The 25,094-nt window shown below is 61.0% G+C and carries 21 protein-coding genes and 1 tRNA gene; 5 read left to right on the top strand and 17 right to left on the bottom strand.

Annotated features, from left to right (window positions below):
- From sufU to HD598_RS00585, 4 genes are read right to left on the bottom strand one after another with little or no spacing between them, the layout of a single operon-like run.
- Entirely contained in the window at positions 1-453 is a 453-nt protein-coding gene (sufU, locus tag HD598_RS00600) for a Fe-S cluster assembly sulfur transfer protein SufU (protein ID WP_183662938.1), read from the bottom strand.
- Positions 454-480: 27 nt separating this feature from the next.
- Positions 481-1,770: an aminotransferase class V-fold PLP-dependent enzyme gene (locus tag HD598_RS00595; RefSeq protein ID WP_311538901.1), complete on the bottom strand. Its 1,290-nt coding sequence runs from the start codon at positions 1,768-1,770 to the stop codon at positions 481-483.
- A gap of 26 nt (positions 1,771-1,796) precedes the next feature.
- A complete protein-coding gene (gene pth / locus HD598_RS00590; RefSeq protein ID WP_183662935.1) occupies positions 1,797-2,399 on the bottom strand; it encodes an aminoacyl-tRNA hydrolase in 603 nt (200 codons plus the stop codon).
- A gap of 15 nt (positions 2,400-2,414) precedes the next feature.
- Positions 2,415-3,023 (bottom strand): 50S ribosomal protein L25/general stress protein Ctc, encoded by a 609-nt coding sequence (locus HD598_RS00585; protein WP_183662931.1) that lies wholly within the window; start codon positions 3,021-3,023, stop codon positions 2,415-2,417.
- 281 nt (positions 3,024-3,304) lie between these two features.
- Here HD598_RS00585 and HD598_RS13665 point away from each other — a divergent pair, with 281 nt between their 5' ends.
- The gene (locus tag HD598_RS13665) at positions 3,305-4,972 is read left to right on the top strand and encodes a tyrosine-protein kinase domain-containing protein (RefSeq protein ID WP_183662928.1); all 1,668 of its coding nucleotides are present in this window, start codon (positions 3,305-3,307) and stop codon (positions 4,970-4,972) included.
- A gap of 73 nt (positions 4,973-5,045) precedes the next feature.
- Here the strand turns inward: HD598_RS13665 and HD598_RS00575 are convergent, their stop codons facing one another.
- The 12 genes from HD598_RS00575 to HD598_RS00520 form a co-directional block, all read right to left on the bottom strand.
- Positions 5,046-5,678, bottom strand: coding sequence for an arsenate-mycothiol transferase ArsC (locus tag HD598_RS00575; protein ID WP_183662926.1), 633 nt, complete (start codon positions 5,676-5,678; stop codon positions 5,046-5,048).
- Positions 5,675-6,730 (bottom strand): MauE/DoxX family redox-associated membrane protein, encoded by a 1,056-nt coding sequence (locus HD598_RS00570; protein WP_183662923.1) that lies wholly within the window; start codon positions 6,728-6,730, stop codon positions 5,675-5,677. The genes HD598_RS00575 and HD598_RS00570 overlap by 4 nt, the downstream gene beginning before the upstream one ends.
- A 50-nt stretch (positions 6,731-6,780) precedes the next feature.
- Positions 6,781-7,242 (bottom strand): VanZ family protein, encoded by a 462-nt coding sequence (locus HD598_RS00565; RefSeq protein WP_183662922.1) that lies wholly within the window; start codon positions 7,240-7,242, stop codon positions 6,781-6,783.
- A gap of 29 nt (positions 7,243-7,271) precedes the next feature.
- On the bottom strand, positions 7,272-8,252 hold the full coding sequence (locus HD598_RS00560) for a ribose-phosphate diphosphokinase (RefSeq protein ID WP_183662920.1): 981 nt from the start codon (positions 8,250-8,252) through the stop codon (positions 7,272-7,274).
- Between the two features lie 3 nt (positions 8,253-8,255).
- Positions 8,256-9,728 (bottom strand): bifunctional UDP-N-acetylglucosamine diphosphorylase/glucosamine-1-phosphate N-acetyltransferase GlmU, encoded by a 1,473-nt coding sequence (glmU, locus tag HD598_RS00555; protein WP_183662918.1) that lies wholly within the window; start codon positions 9,726-9,728, stop codon positions 8,256-8,258.
- Between the two features lie 76 nt (positions 9,729-9,804).
- A tRNA-Gln gene (locus tag HD598_RS00550) sits at positions 9,805-9,879 on the bottom strand.
- A gap of 169 nt (positions 9,880-10,048) precedes the next feature.
- Complete coding sequence (locus HD598_RS00545) at positions 10,049-11,452, bottom strand: sugar transferase (RefSeq protein ID WP_183662916.1); 1,404 nt, start codon at positions 11,450-11,452, stop codon at positions 10,049-10,051.
- A gap of 208 nt (positions 11,453-11,660) precedes the next feature.
- A complete protein-coding gene (locus HD598_RS00540; RefSeq protein WP_183662914.1) occupies positions 11,661-13,478 on the bottom strand; it encodes an ABC-F family ATP-binding cassette domain-containing protein in 1,818 nt (605 codons plus the stop codon).
- 27 nt (positions 13,479-13,505) lie between these two features.
- Positions 13,506-14,519 carry a 4-(cytidine 5'-diphospho)-2-C-methyl-D-erythritol kinase gene (locus HD598_RS00535; RefSeq protein WP_311538900.1) on the bottom strand — a complete coding sequence of 338 codons (1,014 nt, stop codon included), beginning with the start codon at positions 14,517-14,519 and terminating at the stop codon, positions 13,506-13,508.
- On the bottom strand, positions 14,516-15,403 hold the full coding sequence (rsmA, locus tag HD598_RS00530; protein WP_311538899.1) for a 16S rRNA (adenine(1518)-N(6)/adenine(1519)-N(6))-dimethyltransferase RsmA: 888 nt from the start codon (positions 15,401-15,403) through the stop codon (positions 14,516-14,518). Before rsmA ends, HD598_RS00535 begins: the two co-directional genes overlap by 4 nt.
- A gap of 136 nt (positions 15,404-15,539) precedes the next feature.
- The gene (locus tag HD598_RS13660; protein ID WP_183662909.1) at positions 15,540-16,601 is read right to left on the bottom strand and encodes a resuscitation-promoting factor; all 1,062 of its coding nucleotides are present in this window, start codon (positions 16,599-16,601) and stop codon (positions 15,540-15,542) included.
- A 252-nt stretch (positions 16,602-16,853) separates the two neighbouring features.
- Positions 16,854-17,855: a TatD family hydrolase gene (locus HD598_RS00520; protein WP_183662906.1), complete on the bottom strand. Its 1,002-nt coding sequence runs from the start codon at positions 17,853-17,855 to the stop codon at positions 16,854-16,856.
- Between the two features lie 85 nt (positions 17,856-17,940).
- Between HD598_RS00520 and HD598_RS00515 the strand changes: the two genes are divergently transcribed.
- From HD598_RS00515 to HD598_RS00500, 4 genes are read left to right on the top strand one after another with little or no spacing between them, the layout of a single operon-like run.
- Complete coding sequence (locus HD598_RS00515; protein ID WP_311538898.1) at positions 17,941-18,933, top strand: AAA family ATPase; 993 nt, start codon at positions 17,941-17,943, stop codon at positions 18,931-18,933.
- Positions 18,934-18,938: 5 nt separating this feature from the next.
- On the top strand, positions 18,939-20,282 hold the full coding sequence (locus HD598_RS13655) for a DUF58 domain-containing protein (RefSeq protein ID WP_183662900.1): 1,344 nt from the start codon (positions 18,939-18,941) through the stop codon (positions 20,280-20,282).
- The gene (locus HD598_RS00505) at positions 20,279-22,816 is read left to right on the top strand and encodes a DUF3488 and transglutaminase-like domain-containing protein (RefSeq protein ID WP_183662897.1); all 2,538 of its coding nucleotides are present in this window, start codon (positions 20,279-20,281) and stop codon (positions 22,814-22,816) included. Before HD598_RS13655 ends, HD598_RS00505 begins: the two co-directional genes overlap by 4 nt.
- 52 nt (positions 22,817-22,868) lie before the next feature.
- On the top strand, positions 22,869-23,282 hold the full coding sequence (locus HD598_RS00500; protein WP_183662895.1) for a VOC family protein: 414 nt from the start codon (positions 22,869-22,871) through the stop codon (positions 23,280-23,282).
- Positions 23,283-23,614: 332 nt separating this feature from the next.
- On the opposite strand, the gene HD598_RS00495 is transcribed toward HD598_RS00500, so the two are convergent.
- Positions 23,615-25,090, bottom strand: a complete 1,476-nt coding sequence (locus tag HD598_RS00495) for an HNH endonuclease signature motif containing protein (protein WP_183662893.1) — start codon at positions 25,088-25,090, stop codon at positions 23,615-23,617.
- Between the last annotated feature and the right edge of the window lie 4 nt (positions 25,091-25,094).

Below are 25,094 nucleotides of genomic sequence, written 5' to 3'. Positions count from 1 at the left end.
TCACACGTTTGAAGCTTGGTTCACGGCATCTTCAGCCGCGACCCAGGCCAGCATGGCGCACTTGACGCGCGCCGGGAACTTGGAGACGCCAGCGAAGGCGGAGGCATCCCCCAAGAGCTCCTCATCTGGGGTTTCAGTGCCACGCGAGCGCATCACGGAACGGAACGCTTCGATCTGTTGCGTGAATTCTTCGTGCTCTTCGCCCACGGCGAGCTCGGTGAGTACGGAGGCGGACGCCATGGAGATGGAGCAGCCCTGCCCCTCCCATTCGAGTCCGGTCACGCGGCCATCGGCGACGGTGGCGCGCACGCGAATCTCGTCACCGCACGTGGGGTTGTACTGGTGCGATTCCCCGTGAGGATCGGTCTCGGCGATGTTCTTGAAGCCGTCGCCGATGCGACGCTTCGAGTGGTCCAAAATGACTTGCTGATACAGCTGTTCAAGCCCGTTCATGAGAATCCTTAGACTTCGTAATGATCTTTAAGATAGACCGAAGAACGGTCGCACTTCTGCCACGCGGCGCACCAGCTCATCGACTTCGCTCGGCAGCGAATACAGGTAGGTGGAGGCGCGGCTGGTAGCGGCAAGCCCTAGCTTGCGGTGCAGCGGTTGAGCGCAGTGGTGACCCACACGAATCGCGATGCCTACGGAGTCCAAGTACTGGCCAACATCGTGCGGGTGGACGCCTTCAACATCAAAAGCGGCTACGCCGATGCGCGGCACATCTGTTGGTCCCAGCACGCGAACACCAGGGATCTTGGAAAGACCGTCAACAAGCTGCTGGCCCAGCTGGTGCTCCCACGCGGCGATGCGATCCAAGCCGACTTCGTCGAGGTAGTTCACTGCCGCGGTCAACGCGATGGTCTGGGAGATGCGCTGGGTGCCGGCCTCGAATCGCGTGGGAGCCGGCAAATACTCGGCGCCTTCCATAGTCACCTTCGTGATCATGGAACCGCCCACCAAGAACGGTGGCATAGCGTCCAAGAGCTCGGCGCGGCCGTAAAGCCCGCCGATACCGGTGGGGCCCAGCATCTTGTGTCCCGAGAACGCGGCAAAGTCCACGTCCAAGGCTTTAACGTCCAACTTCTTGTGCGGGGTGGACTGGCAGGCATCCAACACCGTGAACGCGCCAACGCCCTTAGCCAACGCAACCAAGCGGGCAACGTCGGTCACGACGCCCAGCACGTTGGACACATGAGTGAAGGCAAAAATTTTGGTGCGCGGCCCTACTAGGTGAGCTGCGGCGTCGTAATCAATGGAACCATCCGCCAGCACGGGGACGTAACGGAAAGTGGCACCCGTGCGGGCCGCAAGTTCTTGCCACGGCAGCAGATTAGCGTGGTGCTCAATCTCCGTGGTGAGGATTTCATCGCCCGGACCCAAACGGAACGGCTTCGCGGCATCCCCACCACGGCCCAAGGACGCGTTGGAGAAGGAGTACGCAATCAGGTTCAGCGCTTCGGTGGCGTTCGAGGTCCACACGAGCTCGCGCTCGGACGCGCCAATGAAGCGTGCAACAGTGGCTCGCGCTTCTTCGTACAGGTCAGTGGCCTCAACAGCGAGGCTATGAGCGCCGCGGTGCACGGCAGCATTGAAGGATTCGTAAAACTGCTGCTCAGCATCCCACACACACTGTGGGGTCTGGGAAGTGGCACCGGAATCGAGGTAGATGAGCGGCTGACCGTTCATCTCGCGCGAGAGAATCGGAAAATCGGCTCGCAACCGTCTGACTTCTTCAATGGTCAACGGTGCGGCAAGCTCTTCAGCCACAAGACTCCTCTGTAGTGGCCCGAAAATCAGGCCTTTGATGCTTGATCAGCTTTACCGTGGAACTTTTGCTGCGCGGCCACAAGGCCCTCGCGAATCAGCTGTTCGGTGGCGTCGGCGGCGTCGTCAATCAAAAAAGGAAGATCTTTCGCTTCCGCCTTGCTGAAATTCTGGAGCACCCAATCCGCGGTATCCATGCGGCCAGGAGGACGTCCCACGCCCACCCGAACCCGCAGGTAATCGCGCGTGCCCAGTACTTGGGAGACGGACTTCAGGCCGTTATGCCCGCCTTCGGAACCGCCCCGTTTGAGCTTAATACTCGAAAACGGAATATCGATTTCATCATGAACCACAATGACGTGCTCTTCGGTTTCCCCAAAGAACTTCGTCACGGCGCCAACGGGTGCGCCAGAGACATTCATGTACGTAGTGGGTTTCACCAACACCACGCGAGGTCCGCCGATGCCCATCCGCCCGGCAAGCACATTGGCTTTACGGGAGGCATCGAGCGTAAAGCTACCGCCAACGCGGGCCGCAAGTTCATCAAGAACCATGTGGCCCGCGTTGTGACGGTTTCCGGCGTACTGGGACCCGGGATTCCCGAGCCCCACCACAATCCAGGTTTCAGCCATGAGTTGCCAGCAGAATTACTCTGCGGATTCCTCGGAAGGAGCCTCAGCGGAAGCTTCGCCTTCTTCGGACCCGCCAAGGTCAGCCTCAACTGGAGCTGCAACGGTTGCGATAACCGTGTCAGCCTCAAGAAGCAAGGTTGCGCCTTCTGGGAGCTGGATGTCGGAAGCCAAGACGTTGTCGCCAGCTTCGCGGCCATCGATGTTCACCGTGACGGACTCAGGCAAGTTCAAAGCCTCAGCCTCAAGGGAAACGGTTGGGTACTCAAGGTTGAAGACAGCGCCCGGAGCAACTTCGCCTTCAACGTGAACGTTCACGTCAACGGTGACCTTCTCGCCACGGCGAACCGTGAGGAGATCAAGGTGATCAACGGTCATCTTGAGCGCGTGGCGCTGGATGTCCTTCACGAGGGCAACGTGGTCTTCGCCGTCAACAACGATGGTCAACAAAGCGTTCGACTGACGCACAGCAAGCGTGGTTGCCTGTGCTGGAAGAAGAACGTGGATTGGCTCTGCGCCGTGACCGTAGATCACTGCAGGGATCTTGCCGGCGCGGCGTGCCTGACGAGCAGCACCCTTACCGAAATCGTCGCGAAGTTCGCCGTTAAGCTTGGTGTTATCAGACATAAGTCCTCCAATAAAGAATTTTTCTCTTATTGCCAGGAGGTGGGGGCTCTTACCGGAATCGGGAGCCAGATAAATTACGACGGCGCCTGCTTGCGTCTGAGCGCAGCTGACGGAAGTTTTTCGTCCGGCCTTGTCGATCACGGTGAATTACGCGAACTCACCCTCGCCTTGGCACTTGAAGACAATATTACCACTTCAACTAGACTCGCCTGAACCGCAGTTCCCCGGCCTGAACTAGACTAGGGAATTGTCTAACGTGATTACCATCTCTGGGGGATGCTGTGCCGATCGATGAAGACCAACGTCAAGGCGAGGGCCTGCGCATACTGATGGCCGTGGTCAGGCGTTTCTGGCCTGTGCTGCTCATCGCCACGATTGTCGGCGCGCTATGTGGGTTTGGATGGGCTGCGCTTCAGCCCAAGATGTACCAATCCACGTCCTCGGGGTTGATCGTCACCCCCAAGTCCTCCACGATCGGTGAAGCCATCGCGGGCAACTCGCTGGCTCAGGACCGAGCCGGTTCCTACGCCGTCATGGCGTCTTCGCAGCGAACTGGCGAGCGTGCCGTCGAGAAGCTCACGGAACTGGGCGTCGCCGATGTTCCACCCGCTGGCGCACTCATTGGCTCGATCACCGCGGCTGTAGTCGATGGCACCACCGAACTGCGTGTTACTGCACGTGCATCAGATCCAGCGTTTGCCCAGCAGCTCGCGAACGTGTGGATTCAAGCTCTGGCTGAGGAAGCGCACAATATCGAGTCCACTGGTGTTAACGGTGTTGACGAGGATTTTCAGCCGGCCGTTGAGCTGATGCCTATGACCGAAGGAACCCTACCCACCTCTCCTTACGCCCCGAACGTGAACCAGGCCGTCCTCATGGGGGCCGTCGTTGGGCTGGTGCTGGGTCTGATCTGGGCTGCTATCAAGCATCTGCTGGATCGTCGCGTGCGCTCGGTTGAGGCCATCCAAAAAGTGGGAATGTCCGCCGTCGGCACTTTGCCTTCGGACCCCCGTCTTTCTCGTGGACGTCAGGTCCTTCCCGTGGTCTACTCGGCCGAGACCCGCACGGATCGCAACTACCATGCCTATTCCGAGGCCTTGCGAGAGTTGCGTACTAACTTGGCCTACATGGACGTAGACAATCCACCGCGCGTCATCGTAGTGACGTCTTCCGTCCCCGGCGAGGGCAAGTCCTCGTTGTCCGCAAACCTGGCCGTTACCATCGCCCAGACCGGCCAGAAGGTCATTGTGGTGGACGGCGACTTGCGCCGCCCCGTGATCTCAGAGATGTTCTCCCTCCCTGGCGATGCTGGCCTCACAGACGTACTCGCGGGTCAGGCGGAACTCGACGACGTCCTTCAGGACTTCGAACCCGTTCCAAATTTGCAAGTCCTTGCGGCCGGACGTATTCCGCCGAACCCTTCGGAGCTTCTTGCCTCTAAGACCATGCGCAAGCTTCTCGAGGATCTCTCCGAGCGCGCCTTCGTCATCATCGACGCACCACCGCTTCTGCCTGTCACCGATGGCGCCGTGCTCGCGAAGGTTTCAGACGGTGCGCTCATTGTGGTCAAAGCTGGAAAGCCGACCATCGACGAGCTTGCGAAGGCTACCGAGAATCTGGATCGCGTGGGCGCTAACAAGCTGGGCGTGATCCTGAACCAGGTTCCAACGCGCGGAGCCGAGGCTTCACGCTACGGGTACTACGGAAAGTACTACTCGAAGAAGGAAACCAAGGCGAAGACTACCGCGGAGGTTCCAGGGGCGAGCGTGACCGACAACCCTCCGACCGAGCAGATTCAGACCCCGGCAACCTCGGCGTCCCACTCACGCCACACCGAGGTAACTCAGGGCACGTCGAGCCAGTCCATGACGGCCACGAAGCCTTCCTCGGATAATTTCGACGAGATCGTCTTCCGTGGCACGCGAGCGAAACGCTCCGACGAGTCCTAGAGAGCCGACACGAATCCTCGACAGAGAACATCCCTGGCAAACAGGGACTCTTTGAACCATTGAAGGGCCAGCGCTAGAACTTTCTGGCGCTGGCCTGTTCTTCTGCGGCAAGAATTCGGTAAATCGCCGGTTTGAGCGCGGCTTCCATCTGGTCGTACGCGTCGTTGTCCTTCCGGTACGGATCCGGGACGTCGTAATCGTTGAACCCTTGGACTGCGAGGCTTGAGCGTGCACGTGCTGCCAGCACTCCTAAACCAGCCCACCGATCCAAGACACCCTCAGGCTCGCACCCACGCACCAGCTCGGAGCTGGGATCTGCCACGAGCTGCTCATAAAGATCCGCAAACATCATGATGGTGTACGCGCGCTTGAGCATCCGAGGCGACTGCTTGACGATTTCCACGCGGTGCTCTTCAGACATCGCAAACACCAGGTCATACTTCACGTTCATCACGTTGCGCAGCATCCGTGGGACGTGGCCCTCCCCCGAGCCTCCGGCTGCTTCAAGCCGCTCGAGCGATCGCTGATCCATGCCTTGATTCGTCATCGCCATGGTGCCAGCGGAGATTACCGAAAAGAGTCCGGGGTGAAGCTCGTCCATGCCCGCTTGCAAGAGCCGCTCCGCGTACGGAGATCTGCAGATATTTCCGGTACACACGGTCAGCAGCTTCACTTGCGCCGGCTGATCTCGAGTTGAGGGGCTCATGACTGGACGTCTTCGGTCTCGACAGCTGCTTCTTGCTCTGCTGCGGCTTCTTGCATTTGAGCCTCGATCTCATCGACGATCTCAAAGATCGCACCGGATCCGGCCACGGGGCCAGCGGCCAGGAGCTTGTCCGCGCCGAGCACCACCGCCCACGGGGTACCGTACTGCTCAAATATGTTGCTGAGGTCGTTGTTCTCGTCGATGAGAGGCTGCGGAATGAACGCGGGATCGTGACCGTTCAACGCGGCCGGAATGGTGTTGGGATCCGCCACGACCGCTTGAAGTTTGATGGGGTGGAGTCGCTTCGCGAGGGACTCCCACTGGTTCATCACCATGACGCAGGAGCCGCAACCCGGGCTCAGCTTCACCATGAACACGGCGTTGGAGCGAACCAGCTGGCGCAGCGTGACCTTCGTACCGTCAAGCTTTTTCAGAGAATGGTACGGAATTGGTTCGCGAAGGTAATCCAGCACTTCTTCATCGTCGCTTCGTGGCTGCGAACTCTCCCCCGCACCCGCGGAGGATGAGGCACCCGAGCCGAGCGGCGTCGTCGTACTGGAAGAATCGCTGCGCAAAGAATCCCACAAAATGGCCGCGACCACGGCTGCCGGAATGAGCAAGCCCAGAACGTACAGCCAACCGGAGCCGCCTAGCTGCTGGATCCACGAAAAATGGGTGGCAGCAGCGGTAAAGGAGCCCACGAACGCCATGAGGGCGGCGGCGACCAGGACATAGTTGCGGATCAACGTGGAACCGGAGACCGGCGCTTGAGACCATTCGCCGAAGCAATTGCAGCTTGCGCCGTCGTTGCGCTGAAGCGCCTTCGCCACCAGCACCAGATACGCCACAAAAAGCGCCAACGTCGCGAGCGTGACCAGCGTGTGGACCCAACCCCACGTGATGAGCAAGGCGAGTCCCAGCGCGATCTCGGCCCACGGCAAACCGCGGCGGAAGACGGGGGCGGAAAGCCCTTTTGGCACCTGCAGAGAAGCGAACGCCTCATCCGTTGAGGTCGGCGATTTCAGCTTCGCGAAACCACTGACCAGCAACACCACAACAAGTGTTGGAATGGCTGAAAACCACAGAATGCCCACAAAATCCCCTAGTCAACGGCTGAACGGTCCTCCGGGTCAGAAGGAACCCGTGAGCCCATAAAACGGAGGATGATCACCCCCACGAATCCTCCCAGCATGGCGCCCGCAGTGTTCGCCAGAAAATCCGTTAGATCCAGTTTACGGTGCGGAAGTACAAAGCCTTGAGTAACCTCAATCCCCGCGCTTGCGAGGGCTGCCAACAGGACCCAGACCCACGGTTTCACGCGCACAAAAATGAGGCATAACGCCAGCACGGGCAAGAACATCACAATCGCGTTAGCGAGGATCTCCGCCTGGTCCGGCCCGTACCCTGGTGGCGCGCCGAACAGCCGCCGCGTTTGCCACCAGAAGTCCAGATTCATCCGGTGAATGCGCGATCCGCTGGGCCAGAAAAACAGGACAGCGGCTCCAGCGAGGTAGGCGCATAAAAGAAGTGACCCCACGCGCCGGGCAAGCCGAGGTGGGGTCACTTCTCTAGTCACTAAATCCTCAATAAGGGTTAGGCGTTTCCGTCGAACAACGAGGTCACGGAGCCATCTTCGAAGACTTCCTTGATAGCGCGCGCGATGAGCGGTGCGATCGAAAGAACCGTGAGGTTCTGGAAACGCTTCGAGGTAGGGATCGGCAAGGTGTTGGTGACAACAACCTCGAGGGCGCCACATTCGGAGAGGCGCTGCGCTGCTGGATCAGAGAACACCGCGTGCGTTGCCGCGATGATGACGTCCTTGGCTCCGGCATCCTTCAGTACGCGAACGGCGCCAGCGATGGTTCCACCGGTGTCGATCATGTCATCGATCAACACGCAGGTGCGGCCTTCGATGTTACCCACCACGGTCTTGGAAACAGCCTGGTTGGGAACCGTCAGATCGCGCGACTTGTGAACGAACGCAAGCGGCACGCCACCCAAACGATCAGCCCACTGCTCAGCAACGCGCACGCGGCCGGTGTCCGGGGACACCACGGTCACTGGGGAGTTGCCAACGCGGCTACGGATGTAATCGGCCAGGAGCGGGATCGCGAAGAGATGATCAACTGGACCGTCGAAGAATCCCTGGATCTGAGCGGTGTGAAGGTCTACGGACATGATGCGGGACGCGCCAGCGGTCTTGTAGAGATCAGCAATCAGACGAGCGGAGATCGGTTCGCGACCGCGGCCCTTCTTGTCCTGACGGGCGTACGGGTAGAACGGGGACACCACGGTGATGCGGCGGGCCGAAGCGCGCTTCATGGAGTCCACCATGATGAGCTGCTCCATGAGCCAGTTGTTCAGCGGTGCCGGGTGCGACTGGATGATGAAGACATCCTTACCGCGAACGGATTCGCCCGAGCGCACGTAGATCTCGCCGTTGGCGAAGTCGTAAGCGCTCATGGGAAGGAGCTCGGTGCCGAGGGCCTCCGCGATTTCTTCAGCCAACTCGGGGTGCGCGCGGCCGGAAGCCAGCACCAATTTCTTGTCGACGTTATGGCTGATTTCACTCATGCGTTAAGCTCCTGGGCGATCTGTTGTTGAGGGGGTTTGTGCCCGCTGGGCGGCTTCCGCTGCTGGAGTGCCGGGACGCTTGTCTTGCGTCCAGCCTTCCATGTTCTTCTGCTGAGCGTACGTTATTGCCAACGCTCCTGCAGGCACATCCTTGCGTACGACGGCGCCCGCCCCGGTATACGCGCCATCCCCTACTGACACGGGGGCCACAAAGACGGAGTTCGAGCTGGTGCGGACATGGCTGCCGATCTGCGTACGGTGCTTGTTGACGCCGTCGTAATTAGCAGTGATGTTTCCGCAACCAATGTTGGTGTATTCACCAATCTCAGCGTCTCCCATGTAACCCAAGTGTGAAAGCTTCGAGCCCTTGCCCACGGTGACGTTCTTCGTTTCGTAGAACGCGCCGATCTTGGCATCCTCGCCCAGCTTGGTGCCTGGGCGAATGTAGGCGAACGGACCCACGCTGGAGTGGTCCGCGAATTCTGCATCCGTGGCCACCGAGCGCATGACGGTGGTGCCCTGGCCGACGCGCACGTTGGTGAGCGTGGTGTCTGGGCCGATCACGGCGTCCGTGCCCACGATGGTCTGGCCGTGGAGCTGGGTGCCCGGCTTGATGGTGACGTCGTTGGACAGGATTACGTCAACGTCAATCCACGTGGAGTCAGGGTCGATAATGCCCACGCCGAGCTTCATCCACTTTTCGAGGACGCGGCGGTTCATTTCCTTGCCAAGGGTGGCGAGCTGGACGCGATCGTTGGCGCCCTCAACCTGCCAGCGGTCCTGCGTGGCAACGGCGGCGACGCGGCCGCCTGCTTCGCGGGCCAGTCCAAGAACGTCCGTCAGGTACTTTTCCTGCTGGGCGTTGTCCGTGGAGACCTTCGGAAGGGCGTCGCGCAAGATGGCGGCGTCGAAAGCGTAAATGCCGGAGTTGACCTCGTTGATGGCACGTTCTTCGTCGGTGGCGTCCTTGTGCTCGCGGATGCCGGAGACGGAGCCGTCTGCTTCGCGGATGATGCGGCCGTAGCCGGTGGGGTCATCCAGCACGGCGGTGAGGACGGTGACGGCGTTGCCTTGCTCGTTGTGCTCGGCGACGAGCTGTTGGAGCAGTTCGGAGGTCAAGAGTGGGACGTCGCCGTAGGTGACCACCACGGTGCCTTGGACGGGTCCTCCGTGGGCGGTGTCAACGGCTTCGAGGCCCTGCTCGACGGCGCGGCCGGTGCCTGGGATTTCGTCCTGATCGGCAATGATGATGTCCGGGACAATGCTGGTGATGTGCTCGGCGACGCGGTCGCGTTCAAAGCGCACCACGGCGGTGAGGTAGTCAGGTTCAAGGCCCTGCGCTGCTGCGAGAGCGTGTCCCACCATCGAGCGACCACACATCTCATGCATGATCTTAGGCTTGGCGGATTTCATACGTGTTCCGGCGCCTGCGGCCAACACGATGACAGCGGCGGGCGAGTGGTTGTCCACGGTCAAGTTATAACTCCCGAGTACGGTTCTCTTTCGCCTCAATAGTTCGTCTTCGAGAACTACTGGGGCCAGTCATCGTGACTGGTTCCGCCCCTAGGACTCGAACCTAGACTCCACAGCTCCAAAGGCTGGGGTGCTGCCATTACACCAGGGCGGAATGTGCCAGAACCAGTCAAGCACAGTGAACTATTCTGCCATATTTCAAACACTGCTGTGCGCACCGTGACGTGGGTCGCGTGTGCGGACTCGCTCACATAAGGACGCTAGTACGACGACGCTGGGCCCGGAACGCGGTAACCCTGCAGTGCTCGTTAGTACGGGGCCCGCTAGTATGCGCCGTCCGAGGTCAGCACGGCGCGAACCGTTTTGAACAGGATTACCATGTCCTGAATGAGCGACCAGTTTTCTACGTAATAGAGGTCTAGACGCACGCTTTCTTCCCAGCTCAAACCGGAACGTCCGGAGACCTGCCAGAGACCCGTGATTCCAGGCTGCACCATGAAGCGGCGGTGCACGTGCTTCTCGTAGGCCTGCACTTCTTCCGGCACGGGCGGGCGTGGTCCCACGATGCTCATCTCCCCCACCAGCACGTTCCAAAGCTGTGGCAGCTCATCGATGCTGAAGCGGCGAATGAAGGCGCCTACCTTGGTAATGCGGGGGTCTTTCTTCATTTTGAACAGCGCGCCATCGGATTCGTTCTGATCCATGAGTTCGGCCTTCTTGGCTTCAGCGTCAGGATTCATGGAACGGAATTTGTGCATGTAGAAGATCTCGCCGTTTTTACCGACGCGCTTTTGGTGGAAGAAGATGGGACCTTTGGAATCCAGCCGAACGCTGAGGGCAGTAATCAGGAAAATTGGCGAGAGGAAGATCAGTCCTAGCGCGGCACCGAGGACGTCAAAGCCTCGCTTGGCGAAGCCCTTGATGCCTTCGAGCTTCGGCGTGGAGACGTGGATGAGCGGCAAGCCGTTGACCGGCTGGGTGTGAATTCGCGGTCCGGCCACGTCAGTGAGGGCGGGAGCCATGATCATGGAGACGCCGCGATCTTGCAGTTCCCACCCCAAGCTACGCATCACGCGCGGGCTCAGCATGGAACCGGAGGAAATCGCCAAGGCATCCACCTTGTACTGCTCGACGGCTGCGAGGATTCCCTCGACGTCTCGAGAGACGCCCGCCACCGGAATAGGCAATTCTTCGCCATCGGGTGCGTGCACGGCAAAACCGGGCAAATACGCGGTCACGGGTTCGTAACCGGCTTCCGGGGCAGAGGTGAGGTTCGTGTACAAGTGCAGCACCGTGGACGGTCCACCCACGATCATCAGCCGGCGCTGGAACATGCCGGCGTGCCGTTGCCTTGAGAGGTGACGGCGGTAAAGCCAGCGGCCAGAGATCAGTAGGAACAACCCGGCGGGAAGCGCCAAGCCTACGTAACCGCGCGCTGTCTGAATGCCGAAGGCGTAGGAGACAATCGCGATGGCTCCGAAGAGATACAGGGAAGACACGGCAATCCGTTTGTACTCTTCGGTGCCCATGCCGATGATCTTGATATCCCGGGTTCCCCACATATCCAAAAGGATCAGCCAAACAATCGCTATGGAGATCGAGAGAACCGTGTAATCGGCTTCGATAATTCCTTGAAGCTCATTTCCGGCGAACCCGCCGAAGCGGTACAGCTGGGCGATGAACATTGCCAAAATAATGGCCACTGCATCGATGATCGCAAGGAGCATGGGAATGCCTTGCCACCACGGTTTCCCCAGGACATTCAACGAATATCAGCACCTTCATCGAGTTCACGCAACACAAGAAGTTTGGAGCGGAAGAAGGGTGCGTGAGAGTACTGGAACGATCACCCCAACAATCCATTCCCTTGCTAAATCCTAGACCTGAATAGATTGTTATCCCAATGATTGAGTAATTCGTTACTGAAACTACTGCTTAGCCCACCAGCTCAGACAATTCCAGCCATCGTTCTTCGAGGGATGCGACCTCATCCTCGTACCCACGCAGCTCCTCGTTCAGCGCGCGAAGTCCATCGAAATCGCTCTGATCGTGGTCGGCCATTTTGGCGTGAACCTTCTCGATGCTCTGCGTCAGCTTCTGCAAGCGCCGTTCGATCGTGGAAATTTCTTTCTGCGCCGCACGACGTTCGGCCCCGGAAACCGCAGCCGAATCTGAGGAGGCGGGCTGCGTCGTCGTACTGGAAGCGGAGGACGACGACGCAGCCCCGGCGCGTGCCTCCTCTTCCGTTCGGAGGCGCAAATATTCGTCAACGCCACCGGGCAAGTGCCGCAGCTTGCCGCCGAAGAGGGCGTACTGCTGGTCCGTGACGCGCTCGAGGAAGTAGCGGTCGTGGGAAACCACAATCAGGGTGCCCGGCCAGGTGTCCAGCAGGTCCTCCATCGCGGCGAGCATGTCCGTGTCGAGGTCGTTGGTGGGCTCATCAAGGATGAGGATGTTCGGCTGCTCCAGCAGGATCATGAGCAGCTGCAAGCGGCGCTTCTGGCCACCCGAAAGGTCCTTGATAGGCGTGGAGAGGTGGTGGTTGGAGAAGCCGAGGCGCTCCAACAGCTGGCCCGGGGTGAGCTCTTGAGCCTTGGAGCCGGCGCCCACCGTGTAAGAGGTGCGCAACTGGCTGATGACCACGCGCACGGGATCATTCAAGAACTCGGTGAGCTCATCGAGCTTCTGGGACAGCGTGACCACCTTGACGGTCTTGCCGCGCTTGACCCGACCCTCGGTGGGTTCCACGGTGCCATCGATCAAGCCCAACAGTGTGGACTTGCCGGCGCCGTTCACACCCAAGATGCCCGTGCGCTCGCCTGGAGCCAAGCGCCACTCGATCTTCTTGAGCACGTCCTTGCCCGGGTAGGACACGGAGGCGTCGAGGATATCGACGACGTCCTTGCCGAGGCGCGTCACCGCGAGGGAAGCAAGCTCCACCTTGTTGCGCACTTCGGGAACATCCGCGATGAGCTCGTTCGCCGCATCGATGCGGAACTTCGGCTTCGAGGTACGCGCAGGAGCGCCGCGGCGCAACCACGCAAGTTCCTTCTTCGCCAGGTTCTGGCGCTTGGACTCAATGGAAGCGTTCTGACGATCGCGCTCCACGCGCTGCAAGATGTACGCCGCATAGCCGCCTTCGAAAGGCTCCACCATGCCGTCGTGAACCTCCCACGTCCGCGTGGAGACTTCGTCCAGGAACCAGCGATCGTGGGTGACCACCAGCAGGCCGCCCTGATTCGGGCGCCAGCGGTTCTTCAGGTGGTTAGCGAGCCAGTGCACGCCTTCCACGTCCAAGTGGTTGGTGGGTTCATCGAGCATGATCACGTCATGATCACCGATCAGCAACTTGGCCAAGGCCACGCGGCGCTTCTGGCCACCGGAGAGGTCCGCGATCTTCGCGTGCCAGTCCACTTCCTTGACGAGGCCGTCCATGATGTCGCGGGCGGTGCGGTTGGAGGCCCACTCGTGTTCGTCGGCGTCCCCTACGATGGCTTCGCCCACGGACATGTCGCCGTCCAGCACGTCCTGCTGATCCAGGTAGCCCACGTTGAGTCCGCCCACCCACGTCACGCGGCCGTTGTCACCCTCGCCGCGCTTGGCGAGCAAACGCATGAGCGTGGACTTGCCATCGCCGTTGCGGCCCACCATACCCACGCGGTCGCCCTCGTTGAGGCCAAGGCTGACGCTGTCCAAAATGACACGACCGTTGAAAGCGATCGAGAGGTTTTCTGCACCCAACAAGTGAGCCATGTACGTCCTTCGTTTTTGCTGTAGCGGCTAGTTGCCGCGGAACGCCGAATGGTGGTGGACCACGGCTGCGCCGTTTGCCGGTCCATGCACTACCAGTGCGTCCACATCGAGTTCCTCGTTAATAAGTGTTCGGAGCTGTTCCGCGTGGTCTTTGTCCTCGGCCAAGAAGGCGATCGTGGGACCGGAACCGGAAACGATGCCCCGGGCTGCGCCCAGCTTTTCGCCGGTGGCAATGACGGTGGCGATCTCCGGGGCCAAGTGGATGGCCGCTTGCTCCATGTCATTGCGCACGTTCAGTGCAAGGGATTCAACGTTTGCGGCTACCAGTGCGTGCACGGTGTCAACGTCCACATTCGTGGGCGCTTCCACGTCCTGTTCGGCGCGCAGCTTGTCCAACGTTCCATAGACCTCGGGGGTGCTGAGCCCGTAGCTGGCCGGCACCAAGACCCAGTGAGTCGCGTTCCGCAGCAACAAGGGTGAGAGCTGATCCCCCACGCCGAGTCCCACCGCAGCGCCGCCGTAGAGAGCGAACGGGACGTCCGCGCCCAGTCGAGCACCCACAATCGCGAGCTCTTCGCGGTTCAGTCCAGTCTCCCACAGGGCGTTGCACGCCACGAGGGCCGCCGCCGCATCCGCGGAGCCGCCACCCATGCCGCCGGCGATGGGAACGCGTTTGGTGACTTCGAGGTCAGCCCCGGCCTTCACGCCCGTGTAGGCGCGAAGCTCTGCGGCAGCCCGGATCACCAGGTTCTCCGGTCCAATGGGGAAAGTCTCCGGGTCCGCGAACGGCGCCGAGTCTGGGCTCAGCGAAATCGTGAACTCGGTGTCCATGCGTTCGCTCGCGCGAATGTCTTCGAATAAATTCACCGCAAGATAGATGGTGGCCACGGAGTGGTACCCGTCCTCGCGGGGTGGTCCCACTTCGAGGGAGACATTAATTTTGCCCGGCGCGCGAGCCACGACGGAGCGCAGGCCGATCATGTCGCGGTCATGGTCAGTGAGTGCGGTGTGCCGGTTGACGATCAGCGGCGGGCGTTTCACGCGGCACCGCCGGCATCGAGGTTCTGAGCGCTGCGAGCGATCTGCGCGAATTCAAGAATGCTCAAGGTTTCGCCGCGAGCCTGGGGGCTGATTCCGGCGGCGACCAAAATCTCTTCGGCACGGGCGGCGCTTCCGGCCCATCCGGCGAGGGCCGCGCGCAGCGTTTTGCGCCGTTGCGCGAAGGCAGCGTCAATGACGGCGAAGACGTCCTCGCGGCGGACATCGTCCACCACGGGTGTTTCGCGGCGCTCGAAAGAGACGAGTCCCGAGTGGATCTTCGGTGCCGGCCAGAAGACGTTCATCCCGATGACGCCGGCCTTTTTCACGTCCGCGTACCAGGCGGCTTTAGCGGAGGGGACGCCGTAGGTTTTGGATCCCGGGCCGGCGGCCAAGCGGTCCGCGACCTCGTCCTGCACCATGACTAGGCCATGCTGGAGGGTCGGGAAGTGTTCAAAGAAGTGCAAGAGCACTGGCACTGCCACGTTGTAGGGCAGGTTTGCCACGAGCGCGGTGGGTTGCGGATCCGGCAGGCTGGTCACGTCCATGGCGTCACTGAGGATCACGGTGAAGTCATCCACGCGCTCTGGGCGGAACTCTGCGATGGTCTGCGGGAGTCGCTTCGCCAGCGGCGGGTCAATCTCGACGGCAACCACGGAGCGGGCGGCATCGATCAGTCCCAGCGTGAGGCTTCCCAGCCCTGGTCCGACCTCCACGACCGTCTCATCCGGCTTCACTTTGGCAGCACTGACGATGCGACGGATGGTATTGCCGTCGATCACAAAGTTTTGCCCGAGGGTCTTGGTGGGGTGCACGCCCACCTCCTCCGCGAGTCGCCGAATATCGGTGGCTCCAAGGAGCGGGGTGGAGTTCGGGGCGTCAGTCACGCAGTCCATCCTAGTAAAAATCCACACATAGGCAGGGCCAGAGTAGTTTTGCACCACTCTGGCCCTGCCTGATATGACCCGCAGCTTGCGCGGGCATCATGAGTATTGACGGCTGCTCAACGCAGTCCGACGCTTTTTAGAGCAAGCCCAACTTGGCTGCACATGCTGGCCAGTGGCCCCAGCCGCCGGAAGCGCGAAGCTTCTCAGCTGCGGCTACCTGCTGTGCTGCGGTGGCGAGGTGCGGGTACGCAGCGTACTGCGTTCCGCCGACTGCCTGCCAGCTAGAGAGCGAGAACTGGAGTCCACCGTAGTAGCCGTTGCCGGTGTTGATGGACCAGTTTCCGCCGGATTCGCACTGTGCGAGAGCGGCCCACGTGGAGGACACGCTACCGGTAGAGGTTGCAGAGGACGACGACGCAACTTGCGTCGTCTGTGCGGCTGCGGTGCTTGCGGCTTGGGTAGTTGCAGCGGCCTTCTGAGCTGCAGCCTGCTGAGCTGCAACCTTCTGGGCAGCTGCCTTCTTTGCGGCGGCGGCTTGAGCTGCTTCTTCAGCGGCTTCTTCGGCTGCTGCCTGCTTAGCGGCTGCAACCTTTGCGGCAGCTGCTTCTGCTGCTGCGACGCGGGCGGCTTCAACCTTGGCGGCTGCTGCTGCCTTCTGTTCAGCAATCTTCTGAGCGGCGGCAGCCTTTGCAGCTGCTGCCTTCTTGGCTGCCGCAGCCTTTTTAGCAGCGGCTTCCTTCTTGGCTTCAGCGATAGCGTCAGCGGTCTTGATGGTCAGCGTGGAGTTCAGACCCGTCAGGAGGGTGTCTGCATCCAAAGAGACAGCAGAGCCGTCTTCAATGCCGAGCTGGTTCATGAGGTCTTCAACGGTCAAACCGGTGGTGTTGACCACGCGATCGGCGCCATCGATGGAAACCTTCACACCTTTTTCGGTGAGAACTTCAATGGTTTGTCCCTCGGAGATGGGCGCATCCAGAGCAGGAGATACCTGGTCTTCTTGGCTGAGGGTGAGGTTTGCTGCGGCGAGAGCGTCAGCAACGGTTGCTCCGAAGACGGAGACAGTGCGCTCTTGGCCATCTACGGACAAGGCGACTGATTTTTGGAACGAGGCGGCGTAAAAAACGCCACCGATGATTGCTAGAACAATGAGGGCCTGAGCTGAGAGCTTGACCCAGCGGCTTTTTGCGGCATGAAGCACGAGATTCCAAACGACGGTGATCCCGGGCACGGGGTGAGGTATGTACGCCGCTCGCACTACGGCACCTGTTCAAGGTGGCAGGACGAGGAATGCCACCGAAAAATCGGTGGCACGCAGAGCTTCCGGGATCCGGGCGCTTGGCGCTAAGCACGCGTTGTTGGACACGCAAACGGGGTGTCCACGCGGTGGGTGCTTATACCCGGAAACTTCCCCGATCCCGGCTATTGACGTTCAATTGTAATCGAATCGTTATCAACTATCGAATTTGCCGTAGACCGTCTCAGTGTTGGACTCGAGCTGCTTGCAGAGTTCTTCCACGTCAACCCCACGATGTTCGGCCATGAAGCGGACCGTGTAGGGAACCATGTAGACAGCGTTCGGACGACCCCGGAAGGGGTGCGGAGTGAGGAATGGAGCGTCTGTTTCCACCAAAATGAGCTCTGGACGCGCAATTGCAAGCGCAGCCTGCTGATTTTTGGAGTTTTTGAAGGAAACCGTGCCCGCAAATGACATGTACCAGCCGTACTCATTGCAGATTTCGGCGAGAGCTTCATCACCTGAATAGCAGTGGAAGACCACGCTTTCCGGGAGCTTGCTCACACTTTTGAGGACATCTACCACGTCATCATGCGCGTCACGATCGTGAATTTGGAGCGCTTTTCCGGCCCTGACTGCGATGTCTATATGCCGTTCGAAGGAGTAACGCTGCACTCCCCTGCCGTCTTCGCCGGTTCGGAAGTAATCGAGACCGGTTTCGCCAATCGCTCGGACTCGCGGGTGCTGAGCGAGTCGCTCGATTTCTGCGAGCGCGTCCTCGAGCGCGTTCGTTTCAGCGAGACGTGGAGCGTCATTGGGGTGAATGGCGACGGCAGCCAACACTCGTGGATCTTCTTCGGCGGCAGCCACTGCCCATTGCGAGCTCTCCACATCGCAACCCACCTGGATGGCGCCGCGCACACCAACGGCTCCTGCCGTGTCCATGGCGTCCTTGACGGAAACGGTCACCCAGCCGTCACGAAAGTCCATATGCGTGTGGTTGTCGATGACCGGATACGGCAGCGGCTCGGGTGCCGGTGGGTAATTCCGGTCCCTACGTTTCCCGTTCTCTGCAACCGCGCTCCGGGCCCCGTTAACAAGGGGAACGCCGTTACTGTGGTGAGCTGCGTCGTCGTTCTCCTCGTGCTGCCGCAAGACGCGAAGGTCCTCCGGAACGTAAGCGGCTGGGGTCTCTGCGTGGGTTTGCTGATCTTGCACCCCACTAGACTAGCCACATTGAGCCATTGACACCTTGATCCTATGAGTGGTTACGCTTCAAAAAGCAACCGCTCGAGAGGAAACCGTGACACTTCAACAGCAAGACCTGACGTTGGGCCCTGACTTCCATGACGCGTGCCAGCGGATTCTCACTGCCATCGGCGGGGTGCTGGACGGAAAGCAGGATGTGGCGCAAACGGCGCTGACGGTTCTTCTGGCGCAAGGTCACTTGCTGCTCGAAGATGTGCCGGGCGTCGGTAAGACCCTCTTGGCGAAAGCGCTCGCGCGCACGATTGACGGCGATATTAAGCGCATCCAGTTCACGCCGGACCTGCTGCCCTCCGATGTCACGGGTGTCTCCATCTACAACCAGGACACGCACCAGTTCGATTTCCGGACCGGCCCGGTCTTCGCGAACATTGTGATTGGTGATGAGATCAATCGTGCGTCCGCGAAAACCCAGTCGGCGCTGCTCGAGTGTATGGAAGAGCGCCAAGTCACAGTGGATTCGGTGACCTACGCGCTGCCGGATCCGTTCATGGTGATCGCGACGCAAAACCCCATTGAGCTCGAAGGCACGTTCCCGTTGCCGGAAGCTCAGCGGGACCGCTTCATGGCGCGCGTCTCCGTGGGCTACCCGGACGCTCAAGCGGAAATGGACATGCTGGAATCCCACCAGTCCACCAACCCGCTGAACCGCGTTGAGCCCGTCCTCACCACTAACGAGTTGCGCTCTCTCATTGACGCCGTGAAGACCGTTCATGTTTCTGACCCGGTCAAGCAGTACATCGTCTCTCTGGGCCGTGCCACGCGCGAGCACCCGGATGTGCAGTTGGGTGCATCGCCGCGCTCGCTGCTTCAACTGTTGCGCGCTGCGAAAGCTCGCGCCGCCGTCTCTGCACGCAACTACGTCCTCCCCGATGACGTGCTGGCCATGGCGCACGATGTCCTGGTGCACCGCATTGTCCTGGAGCGCAAAGCCACGTTCTCCGGAACGAAGGTTGCCGAGCTCGTTGACGGCATCGTGGCCGGGCTACCGGTGAACGCTGGCGCGCGCGAAGCGGCGCCGAGAGGATAGCGGCCGTGCATCCGGCCGACGATGAACGGAACACACAACTCTCGCGTCAGCGCGAGGAGAGGGCCGAGCGTCGTGCCCGGCGTCAATCGTTTTTCGCGAACCAGCCCTTTACATGGCGGGGACTCGGCGTACTGTCCGCGGGCGTGATCGCTCTGTTGCTGGCTGCGTTTCTCGGGCGACGCGAGCTCTTGGCGATCGCCCTGTTCCTCATTGTTGTCCCGCTGGTTTCCGCCATCACCGTGCGTTGGGGTCGCGGCCAGCTCAAACTTGAGCGCACTTTTGCACCGCACCCCGTGACCGCGGGTGAGACCACTCGCGTGAGCAGCCAAGTGCGCTTCCCAGGACCCCGTGGGGCAGCGGTGGTGGTTGAAGATCATTTGCCCGACTCGTTCGGTGCGAACCCTCGCTTTCTCGCTTCGCCCCAGGACGCCTCGGGCTTCAGTTACCGGGTGCGCCCCTCCCAGCGCGGCACTCACACGGTGGGTCCCGCGACGGCTCTCACCGTTGACGTCTTGGGCCTGGCACGCCGGCGCGTGAAGTTCGGCGAGGTTTCGGCACTGTGCGTGCTCCCGCGAACGAATCTCTTTGACGCTGAGTCCTCTTCCGGCGCGCACTTCAGCAGCGGCCTAGCGCCCACCGCCCGTCAATCCTCGCCGGACATGGACGATGTCATGACGCGCGAATACCGCGAGGGCGATCCTTTGCGACGCATTCACTGGCCTGCGAGCGCTCGCCACGGCGAACTCATGGTCCGCCAAGAAGTCTTCTCCGTCCGGCACTACGTGGCGATCGTGGTGGACGCCGCCGCGTCCTCCTACGGGTTGGGCACGGATCAGGGTGAAGCTTCCTCGGAGGCCACATCGCTGAAAACCGCTCCAGCGCGCGCGTTGAGCGTCCCGCGGTTCGGCGCAGAACCGGGCGTGACCTCAGAACTTTTCGATCGCACCGTAGAACTTGCCGCCACCTTGGTGACGGACCTGCACCAGCAAGGCGTCACGGTGGACGTCTTCGAGCACACCGGGCGCACCCTCAACGAAGGCTCGCACTCGGCTCGCGGCTACATTTCCCGCATGGGACCAGACAGCGTCCAGTGGTGTCTCTCAGAGCTCGGGGTCACCTCTACCGAGGTGGGTCACACTGCTCCGGAGCTGCCGGTACCGGATAGCCAGAGCCTCGTGGTGATTTCCGGAAACCCCACTCGAGAGCACGCGGAGCGGCTGACCACGTGGCTGAGTCATTACCGCACCGTAAACATCGTGCTCCCCCGCCGAGGAGCCTCCGCTGCTGTCTTTGAGAACGCCGGATGGACCATCCACGAGCTGAACTCCGCGGAGGCCCGCCGCTCATGACCACCACTACCCCGCAACGACCGGCACCGACCCAACCTGCGTCGTCGTCCTGGATTCCGACCTTGCTCGCCCACAACCTCGCCGTCTTCGCAACCACCGCGCTCATCACGCTTGCCGCCGCGCTCAGCTTCAACGGTATGTATCAGGGGTGGGATTGGATGTGGGAAGTCACGTGGGTGGTGCTGTGCGTGGCCGGCGCAATCGGCGTCGCGCGCGTGATCGGCTCCTTGATCTCTGGTGCCTTGTGGCTTGATCAAGAACCCAAGAAGGCGAATGCCAATGTGTGGATTCGCGCGTTCGTGCCCGTCCTCGCCGGGCTCGCGGGGCTGTCTGCGATCCTGATTGCGCGTTTCTTTCCAGAAACCGCGATCGCGTGGATTTTCCCCGGCCCGGAGACTCCTCGCGCCATCCAAGAGACGGTGACGTTTGCTGGCGAAGAAGTGATGTCCCAAGTCACGCCCGTGATTGCGAGTCCCGCACTGGTTGCGCTGACGTGTTTCGGCGTGGGGCTCTTGGTGATCTTGCTGGATCTGCTTGCATTCGGGGTTGGCTTCCCGGCGATCGCGGGCCTGATCCCCGCGTCCTTGCTGATTGTGGCGGCGCTGGTCAAGACCAACGGAGCCGGAATCGTGGCTCTTGCGGCGACCGCTGCGGCGTATCTGCTGCTGCTCGCGGTGGCGCAATCGGTCTCCAGCTCGCGGGTTCCCGGCGGACGGTTGCCGAGTCTCCTCGCGATTGTGGCGGCCGGTCTCGCCGCGATCCTGCTAGTGCCCGCGGCCATTCCGGGCTTCACCTCCGGGGTACTGCCGGAAGGCAAGCGGCTCTACCTGTTTGGGGAGCCGACGGGCGTGAATCCGGTGCTGAACTTGGGCGCCAACCTGAGCCAGCCCCTCGCGATCGACACCATCCACTACTACACGGATTCCGAGGACCCGCTGTACTTGCGCACCGCGGTGGTGTCAGATCTTGCGGAGTCCCGATGGGCGCCCAGTGACATCGAGGACTCGCGGTTAGCGCTGGACCCTTCCGGAAGCATGCTCACGCCGCTTGATGGTGTTGGGACGGCGGACGGATACCCTTCGGTCTCTAACGGTGTTCGGATTCGCACGGAGAACTACAACAGCCCCTGGCTCCCCCTGCCCAACTACTCAGAAACCGTCACCGGAATCTCCAGCGCGTGGGGCTGGAACGCGGCAACCTCCACCATTTTCTCCGGCACGGGAGCGGCCTCCAACGCCCTCGACTACACCGTTTCCATCAATCGTCCCGGGTGGGACGCCCAGGAGATGGCGAGCATCGCTCAGGCGGAGCGCCTTGAAAACTTCGTGCTGGCTCAGCGGTACCCAGAGGAAACACAGCTCAGCGGCTCCACGGAGGTCAGTGACACATATCAAGCGGTGCTCGAGGACGCCGCGCTTTCGGCGAACAGCACGGACAAGTTCTCGATCGCCGTGGCTATCCAGAACTACCTGCGCTCCACACGCTTCACCTACTCGGAGCAGACGCCACTCGAGCAAGGCTATGACGGTAACGGCGTGAACGTGGTGGATGAATTCTTGCGCGTCAAAGCCGGGTATTGCATCCACTTTTCCTCGGCCATGGCGCTCATGGCCCGCGAGGCAGGCATCCCCTCCCGCATTGTGGTGGGCTACGCGCCCGGGCGAGCCACCGGCAGCACCGAGGGTGAGCTAACCGAATTCGCGGTCTCCTCACGCAACGCTCACGCGTGGCCCGAACTCTATTTTGAGGGGTTGGGATGGGTACCTTTCGAGCCGACGCCCGGCCGCGGTACCACTCCTTCCTACGCTCCGGAGGCCACAGCTCAGGCCGCGTCCAGCAGCGCGAGCGAGGAGGCTCCGTCCCAGAGCGCATCCTCGAGTGCCGCGGCGACGGAGTCTGCGACGCCGAGCGAGACCCCCGAGGTTGCCATTAGCGCATCGTCGGGCGACACGAACAACGGCGAGCTGGTTCGCACCGTGCTGACCGTGATCGGGGTGCTTGCCCTGACGGCGCTGTTGCTGCTGATCCCGGCAATCATTCGCCAGCTGCGGCGGCGCGGCGCCCTCGCAACCATTCGCGATCCCGAATCCGCCCCGGCCGCTCGCGCGATTGCTGCGTGGCGCGAACTCACGGACACCGCGCGCGACTACGGTGTCCGGCAACGCCCGCAGGAGACCGCCGCGGCGTTCGCTAACCGGCTTGCGGGCGTCTTGCGAAGCTCTCCTGCTCCTGATTCAGAGGCGGGTGCAGCAGTTACTGAAGCACCCAATTTCCAGTACGACGACGCAGGCTCACTTTCGCGATTGCGCTCAGCTTTTGAGGTGGCCCGGTACGCTGCGGCTGACTCCGGTGTCGGTCCAAGAGCGGGAGCCGACGCCGGTGTGGATTCTGGCAAGAGTTCCGGCAGCGATTCCGGCTCTGATCTGGCTCAAGACCTCGCCACGGTGACCCGCGCCCTGCAGCGCCGAGCAGATGCTCGCGAGCGTTTCCGCGCGCGTTTCTGGCCCGCCTCCGTCATGAACCGGGGATCCTAGCCCTAAGTGGAGGGGGTAGCCGGGGAGGGCTCTACGCTGTAGATTGACGCGCATGACTGGACCCGTTCCGTACATCCTGTTCCCCGGAACCGCGCGCACCGCGCTCGAGTTCTACCACGCTGTCTTTGGCGGAAGCATTGAAATGTATTCCCTCAAAGACCTGAGCCGCACCGACGGACCACAAGAGAACATCGGCCACGGCCAACTCACCGGCGAGGTAAACCTGTTCGCTGCCGATGCCTCAGACACAGACACCACCGTCAAAACCGAGGGCCTCATGATGGCCCTCTTGGGCACGACGACACCGGCAACGCTACGCGAGTGGTTCGCCAAGCTGTCCGAGGGCGGCACAGTGATCGATCCGCTCACCGCCAAACCGTGGGGCGATACCGATGGCCAGGTCGTGGATTGCTATGGACTCCACTGGCTCATCGGTTACCAAGGTACCGACAGCGCAATGTCCTAAGAACGCTTTGCCACTCCGACGACAGTCGGCTGCCGGCTGCCGCCTGCCGGCTGCTGACTGCAGTCTGCTGTCTGCTGTCTGCTGTCTGCTGTCGAACATCCGGCCCAACGCTGTTGCTGAGCGTTGGGCCCCTCTATTCAGTTTTCAAGACAACATGAACTTCGCACGGCCAATGGTTGTGGCCTGCTGGTTGTTGACGCGGGCAGGATGGGCCCCGTTCGGCGGCCCTCTTCGTGCGCACGCTCATGCCGGTGTTGCCTGATCTATTTGCAGGTCATCGGCTAGTGCGCGGGATACGACTCCTCGGTATCGATGGTTTTCCGGACAAAGCTCTAGCCGGTGGCTTCTTCGGCGCTGCCGAACCCAAGAATCTCGGGATGAAAGTGGTAGTTCCGTCGTGGTTTCTGATCTGGATCGACCGCTTTCGGCGGCACCCAATAAGGCACGGCTCTGCTCATGTCGATCTTCCATGGAGTGTCATGCACGAGCTTGTGGTGAAAATGGCAAACCAGCGCCCCGTTCTCGATGGTGGTCGGTCCGCCCTTGCTCCATTCCTGAACGTGGTGCGCTTCGCAACCATCCGCAGGAACCGTGCATCCCGGTGCGGAACACCCGAGATCTCTCGCGTACAAGATCTTCCGTTGCTCTGTAGTGAAAAGTCTCTGCGGTGCCCCAACGTCAAGGACTCGTCCTTCACCGTTCAATACGACTGGCAGGATGTCAGCATTGCAGGCGATTCGTCGAATCAAGCCTGGGTCGATCGGTCCGACCTGCGCCGAGTGCGATTGGAAGGTCTTCGCCGAAGCAATCCGACCTTGCAACGTCTCCTCATCGATCGTCACCATGACCTGAGGACGCAAACCGCCGTTCCATGGGAGCTTGTTCGTGGACAGCCCGGCTTGAATCGAGCGCATCAGTCCGTCAGCGAGCTTCTGTGGACGTGTTCGAATGTCTTTCAGCTCGCCCGCCACGGCATCATCATCTGATGGGCACGAAACGGCGTCATCTAAAAGGGTGTCCGATGAACCGTTTGCACCGTTTGCACCGTTTGTGGTCTTGATGCGTGGATTCGCTTCAAACGAGGAGCCCGCGAGAAGGGTCGCCCATTGCTCATCATCCAAATAGAATTCGCCATGGTTCAACCCGTACTTGCGGCCGATCAGGTGCAAGCCTTGAAATTGTTTCGCCAGCTCCGGGGTCGGCTGAATGTTCTTCGTGTTCAAACGGTTCAACCAGTTCTTACCGACCGTCGTCACCAACGGTGCTCCACCTTGATGCTGGGCGTGAACAAGGGCGGCTTCCATCTCACGCCGCACCCGAGCAGTATCCAGTTCGGGCGTGGCATTTGAGAGGACTGTGGCTTTGTCGAGCTCACGAATCATCGTCGAAGCCACGGACAGGCTAGTCCCACCCTGATTGAACAGCTCGGCCACTGCCGGGTACTTCGGAGCTATCGGTTGACCGTATTCATCGGTGTTTTCCTGCAAGGAGTCGGCGAGAGCCACGCGCCGACGGATCTCAGACTTCGTCACGCCTAGTCGTTCAGCCAAACGCTCCTCAGGAGTTTTCGTGCGCAATCGCGTGCCCACTCCAGCAGCCTGAGCGTCCTGCGCCGCACGAACAAACGCGGCAGCGGCATGCACCTGAAACCGCGTGAGAAACCGGGACATGGCTTCGACTGCGTCAGCATACTCCGCCCATTGGTCATCGCTGAGTCGGGTCAGCTGGGTGTCGGATAGGGAATCGAACTCAGCCCGCAAAGAGTCTGAGTAAGTGAGCATTCGTTGGAGTAGTGGCGTGGTGGTCATGCGA

The organism is Neomicrococcus aestuarii (assembly GCF_014201135.1).
GTDB classification, from domain to species: Bacteria; Actinomycetota; Actinomycetes; order Actinomycetales; family Micrococcaceae; genus Neomicrococcus; species Neomicrococcus aestuarii.
Note: the sequence above shows the minus strand (reverse complement) of the source record. Positions and strands in the feature narration are given on the sequence as shown.